This window comes from Lentzea sp. NPDC042327, from assembly GCF_040647275.1.
Taxonomy (GTDB): Bacteria; Actinomycetota; Actinomycetes; order Mycobacteriales; family Pseudonocardiaceae; genus Lentzea.
In genome coordinates this window covers 587771-604848 of record NZ_JBEZBX010000002.1, presented here as the reverse complement: position 1 = coordinate 604848, position 17078 = coordinate 587771, and the positions used below count along the sequence as shown (strand labels likewise).

At 72.1% G+C, this 17078-nt stretch carries 14 protein-coding genes and 1 riboswitch; of the genes, 4 read left to right on the top strand and 10 right to left on the bottom strand.

Translation table 11 applies throughout. The features are described 5' to 3' along the window. Positions 1-5: 5 nt before the first annotated feature. Together AB0A63_RS06765 and AB0A63_RS06760 are read right to left on the bottom strand one after the other, a co-directional pair. Positions 6-1265: an ATP-binding protein gene (locus AB0A63_RS06765; protein ID WP_360386104.1), complete on the bottom strand. Its 1260-nt coding sequence runs from the start codon at positions 1263-1265 to the stop codon at positions 6-8. Next, on the bottom strand, positions 1262-1963 hold the full coding sequence (locus tag AB0A63_RS06760) for a response regulator transcription factor (protein WP_360386101.1): 702 nt from the start codon (positions 1961-1963) through the stop codon (positions 1262-1264). The genes AB0A63_RS06765 and AB0A63_RS06760 overlap by 4 nt, the downstream gene beginning before the upstream one ends. 190 nt (positions 1964-2153) lie before the next feature. Between AB0A63_RS06760 and AB0A63_RS06755 the strand changes: the two genes are divergently transcribed. The 3 genes from AB0A63_RS06755 to AB0A63_RS06745 are packed head-to-tail and all read left to right on the top strand — an operon-like array spanning position 2154 to position 5019. Continuing rightward, positions 2154-3221, top strand: a complete 1068-nt coding sequence (locus tag AB0A63_RS06755; protein WP_360386099.1) for a sigma-E factor regulatory protein RseB domain-containing protein — start codon at positions 2154-2156, stop codon at positions 3219-3221. Next, positions 3218-4222 (top strand): ABC transporter ATP-binding protein, encoded by a 1005-nt coding sequence (locus AB0A63_RS06750; RefSeq protein ID WP_360386096.1) that lies wholly within the window; start codon positions 3218-3220, stop codon positions 4220-4222. Before AB0A63_RS06755 ends, AB0A63_RS06750 begins: the two co-directional genes overlap by 4 nt. Next, the gene (locus AB0A63_RS06745; protein WP_360386094.1) at positions 4219-5019 is read left to right on the top strand and encodes an ABC transporter permease subunit; all 801 of its coding nucleotides are present in this window, start codon (positions 4219-4221) and stop codon (positions 5017-5019) included. The genes AB0A63_RS06750 and AB0A63_RS06745 overlap by 4 nt, the downstream gene beginning before the upstream one ends. 24 nt (positions 5020-5043) lie before the next feature. Here AB0A63_RS06745 and AB0A63_RS06740 read toward each other — a convergent pair whose 3' ends face one another. From AB0A63_RS06740 to AB0A63_RS06725, 4 genes are all read right to left on the bottom strand, one after another. Then, positions 5044-5802, bottom strand: coding sequence for an SDR family oxidoreductase (locus AB0A63_RS06740; protein WP_360386091.1), 759 nt, complete (start codon positions 5800-5802; stop codon positions 5044-5046). Positions 5803-5812: 10 nt separating this feature from the next. Then, positions 5813-6763: an ABC transporter ATP-binding protein gene (locus AB0A63_RS06735; RefSeq protein WP_360386089.1), complete on the bottom strand. Its 951-nt coding sequence runs from the start codon at positions 6761-6763 to the stop codon at positions 5813-5815. Then, positions 6763-8316, bottom strand: a complete 1554-nt coding sequence (locus AB0A63_RS06730; RefSeq protein WP_360386681.1) for an iron ABC transporter permease — start codon at positions 8314-8316, stop codon at positions 6763-6765. The genes AB0A63_RS06735 and AB0A63_RS06730 overlap by 1 nt, the downstream gene beginning before the upstream one ends. 38 nt (positions 8317-8354) lie before the next feature. After that, on the bottom strand, positions 8355-9359 hold the full coding sequence (locus AB0A63_RS06725) for a thiamine ABC transporter substrate-binding protein (protein WP_360386086.1): 1005 nt from the start codon (positions 9357-9359) through the stop codon (positions 8355-8357). Beyond that, positions 9344-9458, bottom strand: a riboswitch (TPP riboswitch). (Overlaps the previous gene by 16 nt.) A gap of 32 nt (positions 9459-9490) precedes the next feature. Here AB0A63_RS06725 and AB0A63_RS06720 point away from each other — a divergent pair. Continuing rightward, positions 9491-9784, top strand: a complete 294-nt coding sequence (locus tag AB0A63_RS06720; protein ID WP_360386084.1) for a 4a-hydroxytetrahydrobiopterin dehydratase — start codon at positions 9491-9493, stop codon at positions 9782-9784. A 13-nt stretch (positions 9785-9797) separates the two neighbouring features. On the opposite strand, the gene AB0A63_RS06715 is transcribed toward AB0A63_RS06720, so the two are convergent. From AB0A63_RS06715 to AB0A63_RS06700, 4 genes are all read right to left on the bottom strand, one after another. Further along, a complete protein-coding gene (locus AB0A63_RS06715; RefSeq protein ID WP_360386082.1) occupies positions 9798-11099 on the bottom strand; it encodes a mannosyltransferase in 1302 nt (433 codons plus the stop codon). A gap of 231 nt (positions 11100-11330) precedes the next feature. Beyond that, the gene (locus AB0A63_RS06710; RefSeq protein WP_170067891.1) at positions 11331-11486 is read right to left on the bottom strand and encodes a DUF6131 family protein; all 156 of its coding nucleotides are present in this window, start codon (positions 11484-11486) and stop codon (positions 11331-11333) included. Positions 11487-11552: 66 nt separating this feature from the next. Then, positions 11553-14255, bottom strand: a complete 2703-nt coding sequence (locus AB0A63_RS06705) for a BTAD domain-containing putative transcriptional regulator (protein ID WP_360386080.1) — start codon at positions 14253-14255, stop codon at positions 11553-11555. After that, positions 14252-17002, bottom strand: coding sequence for a BTAD domain-containing putative transcriptional regulator (locus tag AB0A63_RS06700; RefSeq protein WP_360386078.1), 2751 nt, complete (start codon positions 17000-17002; stop codon positions 14252-14254). The genes AB0A63_RS06705 and AB0A63_RS06700 overlap by 4 nt, the downstream gene beginning before the upstream one ends. Between the last annotated feature and the right edge of the window lie 76 nt (positions 17003-17078).

Below are 17078 nucleotides of genomic sequence, written 5' to 3'. Positions count from 1 at the left end.
GTTGACTACCAGGACGGCCAGCGGATCTCCAAACGCGCGCCACCGGCCGGTGACTCGGCCGCGAGCACGGTCCCGCCGCGCCGCTGCACGAGGTGCGCGACCAGCGCGAGCCCCAGCCCGAAGCCGCCGGAGGCCCGCCCGCGGTCCTCCTCGACCCGGTAGAACCGGTCGAACACCTTCGCCCGGTGCTCCGCGGGGATGCCGTGCCCGTCGTCGTCGACGATGAGCCGCACGTCCCGCCCGACCGGCGCCAGCGTGACGGTGACCGTCGAGTACGCGTACCGCCCGGCGTTGCGCAGCAGGTTGTCCAGCACCAGCTCGACCTCGGACCGCGTCGCCGACACCAGGCACGCCGAGGGCGGCGCGTTCAGCCGCACCAGCAGCTCGGTGTCGAGCCGGGAGATCGCCGCCTCCGCCTCCAGCACCAGGTCGACCGCCTCGGCCCGTCCCGGTGCCGCGGTGTCCGCCCGCGCGAGGATCAGCAGCGAGTCGACGAGCCGGCTGAGCCTGATCGACTCCTCGACCACCGACTCCAGCACCTCGATGGAGAAGTCCGGGTCCGGGTGCGCCACCGCGACCTCGGCCTGCGCCCGCACCGACGCCACCGGCGACCGCAGCTCGTGCGCCGCGTCCCCGGTGAACCGCCGCAACCGGTCCGACGCCTCGTCCCGCCGCGCCAGCAACGCGTTCAGCGCCTGCGCCAGCGCCTGCAGCTCGTCGCGCGACGGCGGCACCGGCAACCGCTCCCCGTGCGGCAGCGCCCCCGCCGCCACCCGCATCCGCTCCACCGGCAGCAGCGACGACCGCACCGCGAGCCACGTGGCGGTGCCGACCAGCCCGGCCACCAGCACGGCGGCGACCGCGAGCCACCGCGTGCCGACCGTGTTGGCGTTCTCGTACCCCAGCAGCTTGTCGCCGTAGACCTCGAGCCGCGGCGTCCCGTCGCCGAGGAACACCACCTGCCCCCGCCACCGGTACGCGGACGCCCCGTCGAGCCGCAGCACCGGTTCCCCCGCCTTCAACGCGCGGACGTCCTGCCCGGTCAGCGGCAGCTCCGGCTTGCCGTCCACCGGCGTTCCCGCGAGGTCCAGCACCCGCGGCGGCTCCTGCGCCAGCTCCCGGTCCACCGCGGTGAGCTGGACCAGCCCGATCAACGACGGCGCCAGCCCCGTCAACGCCAGCAGGCACAGCAGCGCCACCCCCGTCGCCACCACGGTGATGCGGAACCGCAGACTGCGCCGCGACCACCAGCGACGAGGGTTCACCTGTTCCCCAGCGCGCTGTCCAGGTCCGGAGTCGACGCGATGTACCCGTGCCCCCTGACGGTCCGCACCACCTCCCCGGCCCCGACCGCCTCCAGCTTCCGCCGCAGGTACCCCACGTACACCTCGACGGCGTTGCGCGTGGCCGCCTGCTCATCGCCCCACACGGTCCGCAGCAGCTCGTCCTTCGTCACCACCGACCCGGCCCGCGACGCCAGCACGTCCAGCACCGCGTACTCCCGCGGGCTCAGCGACACGTCCTGCCCCGCCCAGCTCACCTCCCGCAACCCGCGGTCGATGACGAGCTCCCCCAGCGTCAGCCTGCGGCGCGCACCCCCGCCCCTGCGCAGCAACGCGCGCACCTGCGCCACCAGCACCACGAAGCTGAACGGCTTCACCAGGTACCCGTCCGCCCCGAGGTCGAGCCCGTCGGCCTGGTCGACCTCACCGTCCTTGGCCGACACCATCAGCACCGGCGTCCGCACCCCGTCGGCCCGCATCCGCTGCAGCACCCGGTACCCCGACAGCCCCGGCAACATGATGTCCAGCAGCACCACGTCGAACGCCCCGGTCAACGCGACCCGCAACGCCGTCGGCCCGTCCGCGGCCGTGACGACTTCCATGCCCTCGGCCGACAACCCGCGCTCCAACGCCCGGCGCACGCCGGCTTCGTCGTCCACGACCAGCACTCGAGGCTTCACGAGATCAGCATGCACCCACGCCACCCCGGTCGCTCGCACGGTCTCAGCCGACTCTCAGCGGACCGGTGCCGGGCACGGTGCGACGCCGCGTCCCGATGCCGCCGACCAGCGACGACGTTAGTCTCAGCACCATCTCAGCTCGCCCCCAGCAAGCTGGTCCCACAAGCCCATGGAGGAGGGGACCACAGCGATGAACAAGCGAAAGGTGACCCTGGCCGCGGCAGCGGCCACGGTGGTCACCGGCGCGGCAGGCCTCAGCCTGCTCGCCATGCCCGCAGGCGCAGGTCAGCCGCCGACGCTTCCGCCCATCACCCCGGAAGCGCTGGTCGAGCAGGTCCTGACGACGAAGCCGGCCGCGTTCGGCGGCACCGTGCAGGCCGAGAACAAGCTCGGGTTGCCTGCGATCGCCGAGATCCCGCAGCTGGCCGACGGCAACCACACCGCGCGGATCTGGACCGACGGGGACGAGAAGTTCCGCCTCGCCCTGCCGACGGGCCAGTCCGAGCAGACGATCGTCAACGACGGCAAGACCACCTGGTCGTGGAACTCGCAGACCAACGAGGTCACGAAGGCCGAGCACGGGGCCGACGCGGGGAAGGCGCCCGCGGAGGCGAAGGCCGTCGACCCGACGACCGCGGCCAGGGAGATCGTGAACCTGACGAAGGAGTCGAGCGACCTCAGCGTCGACGGCACCGCGCGGGTCGCCGACCGCGCGGCCTACGAGCTCGTCCTCACCCCGAAGCCGACCGAGAAGACCCTCGTCCGCGAGGTCCGCATCGCCGTCGACTCCGAGACGAAGATGCCGCTGCGGGTCGCGTTCCACACGAACGGCGCCAGCTCCCCCGCTGCCCAGGTCGGCTTCACCCAGCTGACCGTGGGACCGCAGGACGCGAAGCTGTTCGAGTTCACCCCGGCCGCCGGTGCGAAGGTCACGACGCCCGAGGCGAAGGAGCAGCGGGGTGACCGCAAGCCCGAGGCCGCGCTGGAGCAGGCGTTGCAGGGCAAGGACCCGCAGTTCTTCGGCGACGGCTGGGACACCGTGGTCGGCGCGCGCATCCCGGCTCAGGCCATGACCCGGGTGCCCGCCGAGGCGCAGGGGCTGGTCGACCGGTTCACGAAGAAGGTCAGCGGCAGCTGGGGCACCGGCAAGCTGTTCACCACGAAGGTCGCGAACGTCCTGATCGCGGACGACGGCCGCGTGGTCGCGGGTGCCGTTCCCGAGCAGGTCCTGTTCGACACGATCGGACAGGTGAAGTGACCACCTCGACCAGCGCGCCGGCGGCCGCACCGGTGCAGACCGGGGTCGCCGCGCGGACCAGGGGTCTGCGCAAGGAGTACGGGAGCACGGTCGCCGTGGACCGCGTCGACCTGGAGCTGCCGGAGGGGGCCGTGCTCGGCATGCTCGGCCCCAACGGGTCGGGCAAGACGACCACGATCCGGATGCTGCTCGGGTTGGTGCGGCCCACCAAGGGGGAGATCGAACTGCTCGGCCGGCCGCTTCCGGACGGGGCCGAGCAGGCGCTGCCGCACGTGGGCGCGCTGGTCGAGGGTCCGGGGTTCCACCCGTTCCTGAGCGGGCGGGAGAACCTCATCCGCTGTGCCGCGTTCGAGCCGCTGCTGCCGAAGAAGCAGGTCAAGCAGGCGGTGGAGGACGCACTCGAACGCGTCGGGCTCGCCCAGGCGGCCCACCGCAGGTTCCGCGGGTACTCGCTCGGCATGAAGCAACGTCTCGGCCTCGCCGGGGCGTTGCTCGTGCCGCGCAGGCTCGTCGTGCTGGACGAGCCCACCAACGGGCTCGACCCGGCCGGCACCAGGGAGATCCGCAAGATCATCGCCGAGCTGCACGCGAGCGGCAGCACCGTGATGGTGTCGAGCCACCTGCTCAGCGAGGTCGAGGCGACCTGCACCCACGTCGCCGTGCTGCACCGGGGAACCGTTGTGGCGCAAGGAGAGCTGACCGAGCTGCTGCAGGCGGGCGGTTCGGCGCTGCAGGTGGTCACGCCGGACGTGGAGGACGCGCTCGGCGCACTGCGCCAGGCCCGCATCTCCGCGCGGCCGCTCGGCGAGGGCCTGCGGGTCGAGCTCGCGGGGACCAGTGCCCCGCAGGTGATCGAGACGCTGGTCAAGGCCGGCGTGCACGTCCACGAGGCGACGCGCTGGAAGACCGGCCTGGAGGAGCTGTTCGCGCGGCTCACCGAGGCCGAGGAGGCCGAGCGCGGGATGTCCGCCGTGGACACGCTGGACGGGGGAACGCGATGATCACGCGTCAGCTGGGGTCCGAGGTGCGCTGGATGCTGCGCAGGCCGCGGACCCTCATCGGGTTGTTCGGCCTGGTGCTCGTGCCCATCGTCATCAGCTTCGGCATCTGGACGGCCGACGGCGACGGCGGCGGGCCCGGCCTGTCCGCGATCCTCACCGGCAACGGCCTGGTCGTGTCCATCTTCACGCTGTTCCTGTCGCTCAACCTGCTGCTGCCGCTGGTGGCGTCGATCTGGGCGGCGGACGGGCTCGCGGGCGAGGCGCAGCACGGCACGTTGCGCGGGCTGCTGGTCGCGCCGGTGTCACGGGTGCGGCTGCTGTTCGTGAAGCTGTTCGGCATCAGCGCGATGTCGCTGCTGGCCGTCACGCTGATGGCGGTCGTCGGCATGGCCGCGGGCACGGCGTTCCTGGGCAACGACGGCATGATGACGTTGTCCGGCAACACCCTGTCGACCGGTGAGGGCCTGCTGCGGATCGCGTTCTTCATCGTGCTGGTGACGTTCCAGATGATCGCGGTCGGCGCGGTGGCGCTGGCCGTCTCGTCGACCACCGAGCACCCACTGGTGGTGCAGGCGGCCACGATGACCGGGATCATCGTGTTCCAGGTGCTGGGGCAGTTCCCGTCGCTCGACTGGCTGCACCCGTTCCTGCTCACGACCGGCTTCCCGGGCCTGGTCGACGTGATGCGCGACCCGATGCCGCTCGACCAGATCTGGGACAGCACCCTGCTCGCGGGCTGCTACCTGCTGATCGGCACCGGCCTGGCGGCGGCTCGCCTGATCACGAAGGACAACTGACGTCTGCCTGGGCAGGCAGGGGGGTCAGCGGAAGCCGCCCTCGCTGTTGATGACCTGGCCGGTGACCCAGCCGGCGTCGTCGGTGCAGAGCCACGAGACCAGCCGGGCGGCGTCGTCCGGCCGGCCCCAGCGGCCCAGCGGCATCCGCTCCCGCACCCACTCGTGCACCTCCGGCGTCGCGTAGCCGGTGTCCGTCGGGCCGGGGTTCACGGCGTTGACCGTGATCCCCTGCCTGATCAGGTGGTGCGACAACGTCGGCAGGATTCCCACCAGGGCCCCCTTCGACGCCGCGTACGCGACCTCACCGGGCATCGGGCCCAGGTTCTGACCGGACGTCATGAGCACGACCCGTCCGCCGCGAGCACCGTCGTGCTGCCGGGCAAACGCTTGCGCGAGCAGGATCGTCGACCGCGTGTTCACCGCGTGGTGCGCGTCGAGCATCGCCGCGTCCAGCTCGCCCAACGGCCCGTCACCGCCGGAGCGGGCGTGGTTGCAGACCAGGACGTCGACCCGGCCGTACGCCTCGACCGCGGCCGCCACCAGCCGGTCGGGCGCGTCCGGCTCGGCCAGGTCGAGGCCCAGGTGCTCGACCCGTCCGCCGATGCCCGCGACGACCTCGTCGACCGAGTCGGCACCCCACGGCTGTTCGGCGTCGTGCGGCACGTGGTGCTGCACGAACAGCTCCGCGCCGAGTCCGGCCAAGCGCGTGGCGATCGCGTACCCGATGCCCTGCCGCCTGCTCACGCCCGTGACCAGTGCGACCCGCCCGTCGAGATGTCCCATGGGCCAACAACTACCCGACGCGCGCGACACCGTCCAAGTCGATTGCGAGCCGCACCCGGTCACCGACCGACACCGGTCCGACGGCCTCGTACTCCTCGCCGTCGATCTCCACGAGCAACCGCACGTGGTCGCGCCGGTGCACCCGTTCCACCACCGTCCCGGACAACGGCCCGTCGGCGTCGACGCGCAACGCCGTCGCCCGCAGCCCCACTCGCGCAACGTCCAGCCCGACGAACGAACCGGGCACGAACTTGCCGCACCCCAGGAACTTCGCCGTCTCCACGTCGACCGGCGCCGACCAGACCTCCGCGGGCGGCCCGACCTGGACGACCCGGCCGCGCGACATGATCGCCACCCGGTCGGCCAGCGTGAACGCCTCGTCGTGATCGTGCGTCACGACCAGCGCCGTCGTGGCCGACTCCCGCAGCAGCCGCGCCAGGTCCACCGCGAGCTGCTCGCGCAACGCCCGGTCCAGCGCCGACAGCGGTTCGTCCAGCAGCAGCAACCGCGGCGACGGCGCCAGCGCCCGTGCCAGCGCCACCCGTTGCTGCTCGCCGCCGGACAGCTGCGTCACGCGCCGGTCGGCGTACCCGTCGAGGCCGACGAGCTCCAGCAGCGACACCACCCGCTTGTCGCGCTCCTCGCGGTCGACGCCCCGCATCCGCAGCCCGAACGCCACGTTCCCGGCCACCGACCGGTGCGGGAAGAGCTGCCCGTCCTGGAACACCAGCCCGAACCCCCGCCGGTGCACCGGCACGCCGGCCAGGTCAGCGCCGTCCCAGCGCACCGCGCCCGCGGACGGCTTCTCCAGTCCCGCGACGGTGCGCAGCAGCGTCGACTTGCCGCAGCCGGACGGCCCGAGCAGCGCCACGACCTCGCCGTCGGCGACCTCCAGCGACACGCCGTCGACGGCCGTCGTCCGTCCATACCGGACGGTGATCGAGCCGAGTGCCAGTGCCATCAGAACTCCCCGCTGCTCGGCACGCGCAACCGCTCGATCAGCAGCACGCACCCGACCGTGACGACCATCAGCAGCGCGCACGCCGCGTAGGCCATCTGGCTGTTCAACTCCCCCGGCCGCGACATCAGCCGCGCGATCACCACCGGCAGCGTCGGCGACTCCGGCCGCGCCAGGAAGCTCGTGGCACCGAACTCCCCCAGCGCCACCACGTACCCGAACCCGGCCGCCGCCGCGAGCGAGCGCCCGACCAGCGGCAGGTCGACCTCGCGCCACACGCGGGCGGGCGAGGCGCCCAGCGTGGCCGCCGCCTGCCGCAGTCGTTCGTCGACCGCCCGCAGCACGGGCAGCACCATCCGCACGACCAGCGGCGTCACGACCAGCGCCTGCGCCAGCGGCACCAGCAGCGGCGAGGTGCGGAAGTCGCCCGGCAACGCGTCCATCGTGATGAGGTACCCGAAGCCGACGGTCACCGCGGACACGCCCAGCGGCAGCATCAGCGCGGTGTCCAGCACCTCGGCGAACCGGCCGCCCGCGCGCCGCAACCCGACCAGCACGACCGCCGAGAACACCCCGACCACCAGCGCCACGGCGGTCGCGTCGAACGCCGTGCGCACCGAGTTGAGCGCCGCGTCGATCCCGGTGACCGCGAGCGTCCCGCGGTCACCGCGGGTGGCCAGCGCGGCGTACCCGGCGAGGCTCCAGCCGTCCCTTGTGGACAGCGAGCGCGTGACCAGCCCCACCACCGGCGTCAGCAGCGCGGCCACGACGGCGAACGCCGCGAGGACCACGTACCACTCACCACCGGACGGCCGGCGTGCCAGCTCCTCCCTGCCGCGCAACGACAGCGCGGTCTCCCGCCGCCTGCGGGCCAGTGCTCCGAGCACCAGCACCGCCAGCACTGCGGCGAACTGGAGCAACGACAGCGCGGCGGCACCGGACAGGTCGAACAGCTCGACCGTCCGCAGGTAGATCTCGGTCTCCAGGGTCCGGTACCGCGACCCGCCGAGCACCAGCACCACACCGAAGCTGGTGGCGCAGAACAGGAACACCACCGCCGCGGCCGACCCGACGGCGGGGGCCAGCGCCGGCAGCACCACCGACAGGAACGCCCGCGGCCGTGACGCCCCCAGCGCACGGGCGGCGTCCTCGGCCCGCCGGTCCGTGTGCGCCCACAGCCCGCCGACGGTCCGCGCGACCACGGCGACGTTGAAGAAAGCGTTCGCCAGCACGATCGGCAGCACCCCGCCGTCGGGCCAGAACGTCCGGAACGCCAGGCCCACCACCACGGTCGGCAGCACGAACGGCACCATCACCGCCGCGCGCACGAACCCGAGCCCGCGAATCCGGCACCGGGCCAGCACGAACGCGAGCGGCATCCCGGCGAGCACCGCCACGGCCGTCGAGGCGAGGGCCTGGCCCAGGGTGAACCCGACGAGCTCCCAGGTCTCCCCGGCGAGGACCGCGTCGAGCACCCCGCCCTCGCGCAGGCCGAGGGTGACGATCGCCAGCACCGGCCACGCGAAGAAGAGTCCGAGGAAGGCCAGCGGCAGCAGCGCCGCCGCCGACCACCCGGTGCGGGCCGAGACCAGCGTCAGCCCTGCACGAGCTTGCGCCACTGCTCGACCCAGGCTTCGCGGTTGTCCTTCACCTTGTCGGCGGGCAGCGTCTGCGGGTTCGCCGGCAGCGGGGCGTCCTTCGTCCACGACTCGGGCAGTGCGACGCCCTCGCGCGACGGGTAGACGTACATCTGCTCGGCGACCTGCGCCTGGAACTTCTCGCCCAGCAGGAAGTCGAGGACCTTCTTCGCGTCCTCGGAGTTCTTCGCGCCGGACAGCACGCCCGCGTATTCGACCTGGCGGTAGCAGGTGCCGAGCACGGCCTTGGTCTTGCCGCCCTCCGCCGACGGCGACGACGCGTACGACACGACGATCGGCCGGTCGCCCTTGGTGGCGGAGAACTCCTGGTTGTAGGCCTCTTCCCAGCCGCTCACGACCTTGACGCCGTTGGCCTTGAGCTTGGTCCAGTACTCCTGCCAGCCGTTCTCGCCGAACTTCGCGATCGTGCCGAGCAGGAACGCGAGACCGGGCGAGGACGTGGCCGGGTTCTCCACGATCAGCTTGTCCTTGAACTTCGGGTCGACCAGGTCCTCGTAGGAGGCCGGCTCGACGCCGCCGAGCTTAGCCGGGTCGATGTTGAGGCACACGTCACCGACGTCGACGGCCTGCAGCCGGTTCGTGCCGTCGACCTGGTAGCGCTGCGCGCCCTTGGCCGCCTCCGGTGAGGCGTACTCGGCGAAGACGCCCTCGGCCAGCGCCCGCGACGCGAACGTCGAGTCGACGCCGAACGCGACGTCGCCGATCGGGTTCGACTTGGTGAGCACCAGCTTGTTGGTGAGCTCACCCGCGTCACCGCTCGCGATCTGCTTCACGGTGATGCCGGTGGCCTGTTTGAACTCGTCGAGCAGGCCGTCCTTCACCGCGAACGAGTCGTGCGTCACCAGCGTGACCTCGCGCGCCTGCGGGGCGGTCGACGTGCCGGCCGAGCACCCGGTGACCAGCGCCGCAGCGGTCAGAGCAGCGAAAATCCTTCTCATCATCTCTCCCTACGCCGGTATGACCCGGATCAGGTGGACGGTCGAGGGCTTGCGAGCCCTCCTCTCAGCCCGGCGCTTCACCGGACTCCCGTGGCGAACGCGCAGCTTACGTGACGTGGTGGGACGATCAGGACATGGCCGAGCTGTTGAGCGACGATCAGTTGAACGACGTGCTGCCCAAGCTGCCCGACTGGACCGCCCAGGACGCGGCACTGGTCCGGACGGTGGAGCTCGCGAGCTTCGCGCAGGCGATCATGGTCGTGAACCGGGTCGCGGAGATCGCGGAGAACGACAACCACCACCCGGACGTCGACATCCGGTACAGGACGCTGACATTCCGCCTGAGCACGCACTACAAGGGCGGGATCACCGCGCTGGACGTCTCCCTCGCCGAGGAGATCGACGGGGTGGTGGACGCGCTCTCCTGAGGGAAGGCTGCCGTCAGCCGGCGACCCGGCTCGGTGCGCCGTCGGCGGCCTTCTCCTCACCGGAGGGCGGGCCGCCGGCCCGGCGCCGGGCCGCGAGCCCGATCGCGACCAGCGTCAGCAGGCCCGCGGCCGGGTAGCCCCAGCCGAGCACCACGAGGTACCAGGGGCGGGCGAAGTCCCAGATGTTCGGCTGGGCGAGCAGCAGGAACGAGATCAGGAAGCCGCCGGTCAGCAGCACCCACAGGCCGGCGGTGATCGTGCAGAGCACGTGGCCGCCCTCGTAGACCAGCCACAGCAGGGCGGGCACCACCCACACCCAGTGGTGGCTCCACGAGATCGGCGAGACCAGCAGGCCGAGGAACTGCACGCTGACGATCAACGCCAGCACGTCCCTGGTCCTGCTGACGGCGAACCACGTGAGCGCGGCCGCGACGACGACGGCGACGAGGTAGAGCGGCCCGGTCTGCACGTCGTGGCCGACCGTGCGGCTCAGCGCGCCGCGCATCGACTGGTTGATCGCGCTGCCGACCGGCCCGACCCGGCTCGCGTCGCCGAGCAGCTGGAACCAGAACCTGTCCGACTGCGACGGAGAGATCGCCCAGCCGATGCCGTACGTGGCCGCGAAAGCGACGAACGACCAAACGGCCGCCATCCACCTCTTCGTGATGAGGAAGTACAAACCGGAGATCGCGGGCGTCAGCTTGATGCCCGCGGTGAAACCGACACCCGCGCCACCGACCCAGTTGCGCGCGCTCGCGAGCGTGCCGATGAGGATCGCGCACAGCACCAGGTTGATCTGCCCGTAGTTGAGCGTGGTGCGCACCGGCTCGATCCACAGCACCAGCGCGGTCCACAGCATCGCGCGGCGCGGGTCGTCGAGCCTGAGCAGCTTCAGGCTCGTGCGGACGATGAAGTACAGGCACCCGAGGCAGATCAGCTGCCAGATCCAGCGGGAGGCCTCCCACGGCACCCAGCTCATCGGCGTGAAGATCGCGGCCGCGAACGGCGGGTAGGTGAACGGCAGCGGGAAGACGTCCGCGTACTGGTCGAGCCGCCACTCGTAGAGGTCGCCCCGGAACAGGTGCGGTGATCCGTTGCGGTAGACGAGCAGGTCGATCATGGTCATCTTCGCCTGGAAGGCGACCATGAGCAGGTGCCCGACCACCGACAGGGCGAGCAGCCACGGCGCTACGGAGAGCACACGCGCTTCCACAGCACGGAGTTTCACGCGGAAAACGTTACTCGATGCAACGCGAGTGGGTACCCGAGCGTCATCAGAACGGGAGAGATCGCTGTAGGGAGTTTTTCTGATCATGTCTGTTGATCTTGTTGTTGCCGCTGTCGCCGCTCTGGGCATGCTGGGAGTCGCGTTCGGAGTGTTCGCGGCGGCCGCTCGGAGCAAGAGCAGCCTCTAGGCAGCTGAAGCCGGAGCAACGTCCACAAACCGTTGCCACCCAAGCCGAAAGGGGGAGCCTCCACAGTGGAGGCTCCCCCTTCTGGCTTCGTAGCCCTGCTTCAGGACCGCGGTCCTGGCGTCAGGACCTTCTTAGAAGTAGTGCGCGCGACCGCCGATCGGCTTGCCGACCGCGCCGAGAACGGCGAGGATCGCGCCGATGACCAGCAGCACGACACCGATGGTCGTCAGAATGCTGATGCCGGCGAGCCATCCGACGACGAGCAGGATCAGTCCGAGGACGATCATGACACCTCCAGGTGGGGAAATCCTCAACTCGGATACCCCACGAAGGTCGGTACAAACACGAATTTTCTAGCCCCGCACGACATTCAGCTCTCTGCGCACGTCTCGTGACGATCCGTCATCACGTTCGCCGATGATGTATTCCGCCTCGCGCAGACATTCCTCGCACCGCCGCAGGTCACCGGTCTGCTTGAGGACCTTCCCGAGCAGCACGAGCGTGTGCGCCAGGTCGTAGGTCGCCCGCATCTCCCGCAGCAGGCCCACGGACTCCTCGTAGTACGCGATGGCCTCGGCATACCGCGCGGCCTTCAGGTGCAGGGCGGCGAGCCCCTCGATGTTGCGGCACAGCACCGGGGTCGGCCGGACGCCGGCCTCCCGCATCGCCGCCCGCGCCTGTTCCCCGACCACGAGCGCCTGCTCGTCGTCACCGGACATCAGGTAGAAGTCGCCGAGGCTCGCGAGGTAGTTCGCCCGCTCCACCCGGTCGGCGAGCCCATCGGCCAGGTCCCGCACCCCGAGCAGGGCGGCCAGCCCGTCCGCAGGACGGTCCTGGAACTGGTAGATCTGGGCGAGGCCCCTGGTCAGGTTCACCCTGGAGGCGGGGTCGTCCTCCTCCAGCCGCAGCGCCGCCCGCAGGTGCAGCTCGGCGTCGTCCAGCGCCCGCATGGCGATGTACGTGCCAATCAGGCAGCGGTGCATCCGCGCACGGCCCCAGCGGCTGCCGGCGCGTTCCGCCGCCGTGAGCCCCTGGAGGTTGAGCGCCACGGCAACGGCGAGGTCACCGGCCCGCAGGACCGCCAGGTGCATCGAGAACGCCAGCGCCCACGCGACGTCGTCCGCGCCGGACCGGGCCGCGTGCGCCACGACCCGCAGCAGCGCCGGTTTCTCCGCGGCGAACCACTCCCCCGCGGCGGCCAGGTCCGCGACCGGCCGGACCACCGCGTGCGCGACCGGCGGTGCGACCGGCGGCTCGACGACCACCGACCGGACCTGCGCCCAGGCGAGCAGCGAGGTGTGCAGGTAGTGGTCGAACATGCCGCGCAGCGCGTGCTCCCGTTCGGTCTCCGGCAGCTCGGCGGCCCGTTCCGCCGCGTAGTCGCGCAACAGGTCGTGCAGGGAGTACCGGTCGTCCGCGCCGTGCTGGACGAGGGTGCCGGCGACGAGCTCGCCGAGCGCCGCGCGAGCGGTCTCCACCGGCACCGCGGCGAGGCTGGCCGCGGCGTCGGCCGTGAAGTCGGGGCCGGGGTGCAGGCCGAGGAGCACGAACACCCTCGCCGCGGTCGCGCTGACCGACCGCAGCGACCACGAGAACACGCCGCGGATGCCGGTCGTGGGGTCGTCGATGTCCAGCGCGTCGAGCCGTTCGCCGTCCAGCTCGCCGGCGAGGGTGCCCAGCGCGTCGCCGTACGCGGCACGGGCAGCGACGATGCTCAGCGCGAGCGGCAGACCCGCGCAGCGCCGCACCAGGCGGGCCACCGCCTCGGGTTCCGCCGCCACCCTGGCCGGCCCGATCCGTTCGACCAGCAGGTCGACCGACTGCCGGTCGTCGAGCACGTCCAGCGCGACCGGCCGCGCACCCTCCCGTTCCACCAGCCCGCTGAGCCGGTTGCGACTGGTGACGACCACGAGGGTCGCCGCACCGCCGGGCAGCAACGGCCGCACCTGCTCGACATCACGCGCGTTGTCCAACAGCAGCAGCACGCGGCGTTCGGCCAGCGCCGACCGATAGGCCGCGAGGAGGGCGTCCTCCGCCGCCGGCACACCGGCCGCGGCGAAACCGAGCGCCACCAGGAAGTCACGGGCCACCGACAGCGGGTCGACCGGCTCGGCACGCGAGTCGAACCCGCGCAGGTTCACGTAGAGCTGCCCGTCGGGGAACCGTCCGGCCTGCTCGTGCGCCCACCGCACGGCCAGCGCGGTCTTGCCGACCCCGCCGATCCCGTTGATCGCCGAGATCAGCACCGGCTCACCCGGCCGCGCCCGCACCAGCTCGGTGAGCCGGTCGAGCTCCCGCTCCCTGCCCACGAAGTGCGGGACACCGGCCGGCAGCTGCCGGGGCACGTCGTCGGGCGGCACCTCACCGCTGAGCACCTGCCGGTGCGCGTCGCGCAGCCGTTGCCCGGGACCGGTTCCCAGCTCGGCGGCGAGGCGGGCGCGGACCTCCTCGTAGACCGCCAGCGCCTCCGCCTGCTGGTCCGACCGGTGCAACGCCAGCACCAGCTGCGCCCAGAACACCTCCCGCAACGGGTACCGCGCGACCAGCGCCCGCAGCTCGGGCACGAGCGCGCCGGTGTCGCGGGCGAGGTCCTGGTCGATCCGGCGTTCCAGCGCCACGACCTGTTCTTCGAGCAGCGGTGGCACGTCGTCGCGGTGCAGCGGCTCGGAGACCACGTCGGCCAGCACCGGGCCGCGCCACAGCGCCAGCGCCGCGTGCAGCTCCCCCTGCTCCACCAGCACGCGGAACCGCGTGAGGTCCAGCTGTTCCGGCGCCACCACGGCCGCGTAGCCGCCGCTGCGGGTGGTGACGCAGCCGGCCGCGCCGAGCGCCTGCCGCAGCCGCGTCACGACCATGTGCAACGTCTTGTGCGCCCGGTCCGGTGCGGGCGGTGCGCCGTCCCACAGCCGGTCCACCAGCTCGTCGACGGACACGAACTCGTTGGCGCGCAACAACAACGTCGCGAGCAGCACCCGGCAGCGGCCGGCCGGGACGGTGACCGGCGCACCGTCGAGCAGGACCTCCAGCGGCCCCAGCACCCGGTACTCGGCCTTCACGCCGTCGTCCCGTCGGCGTCCTCGATCCGGTCGAGCCGGGCGAGCAGGTCCTGCAGGTCCTCCGCCCCCTGGTAGTACGTCGAGTCCTGGCTGCCCTTGATGATCTGCACGGCTTCGAGGAGGCACTCGCGCGCCTGGACGGCGTCCCCCATGGCGATGAACGCCTCGCTCATCTTGCGCAGGCAGTCGGCGATGTTGGTCGCGGTCCGCATGTCCCGCCACATCTGCAGCGCCCGCCGGTAGATCACGACGGCCTCGGTGTGCCGTCCCAGCGCGTGGTGGATGTCACCCAGCGTCTCCGTGTTGCCGCACGGTCCCTCGTCCTGGCCGTTGAAGTCGGTCTCCGCGAACTTCTCGGCCGCCTGCAGGCAGAGCTGCAGGGCCCGCTCGTGCTGCCCGACGGTGTGGTGGGCACGGCCCAGTGCGGCGAGGTGGCGGCCGACCTCGTAGCTGTCGTCCTGGCCCACGATCCGCGGGTGGATCTCCGCCAGCACGTCGAGCGCGTCCGCCAGCCGGCCCTGCCGTTCGTAGGCGAACGCGAGCCCGCGCCGCAGGTGCGCCTCCGCGAGGACGTTGCCGCCGGGTCGGGCGCACCGGATCGCCTCGCGCAGGTGGAACTCGGTCTCCCCGTAGTCGTCGAAGCTCATGAGGATCGCGGCGATCCTGCGGTGCATGAGGCTCTGCGCCTCCACGTCGCCGAGCCGCTGCGCCGCCGCCAGCCCGAGGCGGTGCAGGCCCACCGCCTCCCGCATGTAGCCCTGCCGGGAGAGGTAGCCGTGCAGCATGAACGGCACCCGCCAGACGACGTGGTCCGCTCCCAGCTCGTTCGCGCGCTCGACGGTGCCGAACAGCACCGGGTACTCGGCGCCGAACCGCGCCCACGCCACGTCCGAGTCCGGGACCTCCTCGACGACCACCCCCGGCGAGGGCGGCTCCGTGACGACCGGCGGGATGTTGAACTGCAACCGCTGCCAGCAGTTCTGGGTGAGGTGCAGGTAGTGCTCGAACATCCGGTGCACCGCCGCGTCCCGCACCTGCGCCGGCAGCTCGGCCGCCCGTTCCGCCGCGTAGTCGCGCACCAGGTCGTGCTGCGAGTACCGGCCGCTCGCACCGACCTGCACGAGGCTGCCCGCGACCAGCTCGGCGAGCGCGCGCCGGGCCTCGGCCGCCGGCAGCGCGGTGAGGCTCGCCACGGCGCTCAACGCGAAGTCGGGGCCGGGGTGCAGCCCGAGCAGCACGAACGTCCTGGCCGCCGGCTCGCTGACCGACCGCAGCGACCACGAGAACACACCGCGGACGCCGGTGGTCGGGTCGTCGATGTCCAGCGCGTCGAGCCGTTCGTCGTCCAGCTCGTCGGCGAGGGTGCCCAGCGAGTCCCCGTACGCGGCACGGGCGGCGACGATGCTCAGCGCGAGCGGCAACCCGGCACACCGCTTGACCAGCCGCCGCACCGCGTCCGGCTCGGCCTCGACCCTGGCGGCGCCGACGCGTTCGACCAGCAGGGCGACCGCCTGCCGTTCGTCGAGCACGTCCAGCGCGACCGGCAGCGCCCCTTCCCGCGCCACCAGCCCGGCGAGCCGGTTGCGGCTCGTGACGACCACCAGGTTCGCCGCGCCACCGGGCAGCAACGGCCGCACCTGCTCGACGTCACGCGCGTTGTCGAGCACCAGCAACATCCGCCGCTCGGCCAGCGCCGACCGGTACGCCGCCACGAGCGGCTCCCCCGACGTCGGGATCTCGTGCGACGCGAAGCCCAGCGCCACCAGGAAGTCGCGGGCCACCGACATCGGGTCCGCGGGCTCGGCCTGGGAGTCGAACCCGCGCAGGTTCACGTAGAGCTGCCCGTCGGGGAACCGGTCGGCCTGCTGGTGCGCCCACTGCACCGCGAGCGCGGTCTTGCCGACGCCGCCGATCCCGTTGATCGCCGAGATCAGCACGGGCTCACCCGGCCGCGTCCGCACCAGCTCGGTGAGCCGGTCGAGCTCGCGCTCCCGACCGACGAAGTGCGGCACACCGGCCGGCAACTGCCGCGGCACACCGCCGGACGGCACCTCACCGCTGAGCACCTGCCGGTGCGCGTCGCGCAACCGCTGACCGGGGTCGACCCCGAGCTCGTCGGCGAGGCTCCTGCGCACCTCCTCGTAGACGGCGAGCGCCTCCGCCTGCTGGTTCGACCGGTGCAACGCCAGCACCAGCTGCGCCCAGAACGTCTCCCGCAACGGGTGCTTCCCGATCAACGCCCGCAACTCGGGCACCAGCACGTCGGTGTCCCGCGCCAGGTCCTCGTCGATGCGCCGCTCCAACGCCACGACGTGCTCCTCCACCAGCGGCGGCACGTCCTCGCGGTGCAACGCCTCCGAAGCGACGTCGGCCAGCACCGGCCCCCGCCACAACCCCAGCGCCGCCCGGAACTCCCCCTGCTCCACCAACGCCCGGAACCGCGTGAGGTCCAGCTGCTCCGGCGCGACCTCCGCGCGGTACCCACCGGACACCGTCCGCACGCAGTTGGCCGCCCCCAACGCCCGCCGCAACCGCAACACGACCGTCTGCAACGTCTTGTGCGCCCGTTCCGCAGCCGGCGGCGCCCCTTCCCACACCCGGTCCACCAACTCGTCGACGGACACGAACTCGTTGGCGCGCAACAACAAGGTGGCCAGCAACACCCGTCCCCGCCCAGCCGGGACGGCGATCGGCTCGCCGTCGGCCAGCACCTCGAGCGGTCCCAGGACGCGGTACTCGACGATCACACAGCGAGAGTCTAGGTGTGATCGTCAACCGAGTACCCGCGCGTTCCGACCGCGCGGGCCGGGAGTCCAGGTCACC

Excerpts from the sequence above, each read along its gene's own strand:
- AB0A63_RS06755 (WP_360386099.1), top strand. The coding sequence starts at position 2,154 with ATGAACAAGCGAAAGGTGACCCTGGCCGCGGCAGCGGCCACGGTGGTC.
- AB0A63_RS06745 (WP_360386094.1), top strand. The coding sequence starts at position 4,219 with ATGATCACGCGTCAGCTGGGGTCCGAGGTGCGCTGGATGCTGCGCAGG.
- AB0A63_RS06740 (WP_360386091.1), bottom strand. The coding sequence starts at position 5,802 with ATGGGACATCTCGACGGGCGGGTCGCACTGGTCACGGGCGTGAGCAGG.
- AB0A63_RS06735 (WP_360386089.1), bottom strand. The coding sequence starts at position 6,763 with ATGGCACTGGCACTCGGCTCGATCACCGTCCGGTATGGACGGACGACG.
- AB0A63_RS06725 (WP_360386086.1), bottom strand. The coding sequence starts at position 9,359 with ATGATGAGAAGGATTTTCGCTGCTCTGACCGCTGCGGCGCTGGTCACC.
- AB0A63_RS06720 (WP_360386084.1), top strand. The coding sequence starts at position 9,491 with ATGGCCGAGCTGTTGAGCGACGATCAGTTGAACGACGTGCTGCCCAAG.
- AB0A63_RS06715 (WP_360386082.1), bottom strand. The coding sequence starts at position 11,099 with ATGATCAGAAAAACTCCCTACAGCGATCTCTCCCGTTCTGATGACGCT.
- AB0A63_RS06710 (WP_170067891.1), bottom strand. The coding sequence starts at position 11,486 with ATGATCGTCCTCGGACTGATCCTGCTCGTCGTCGGATGGCTCGCCGGC.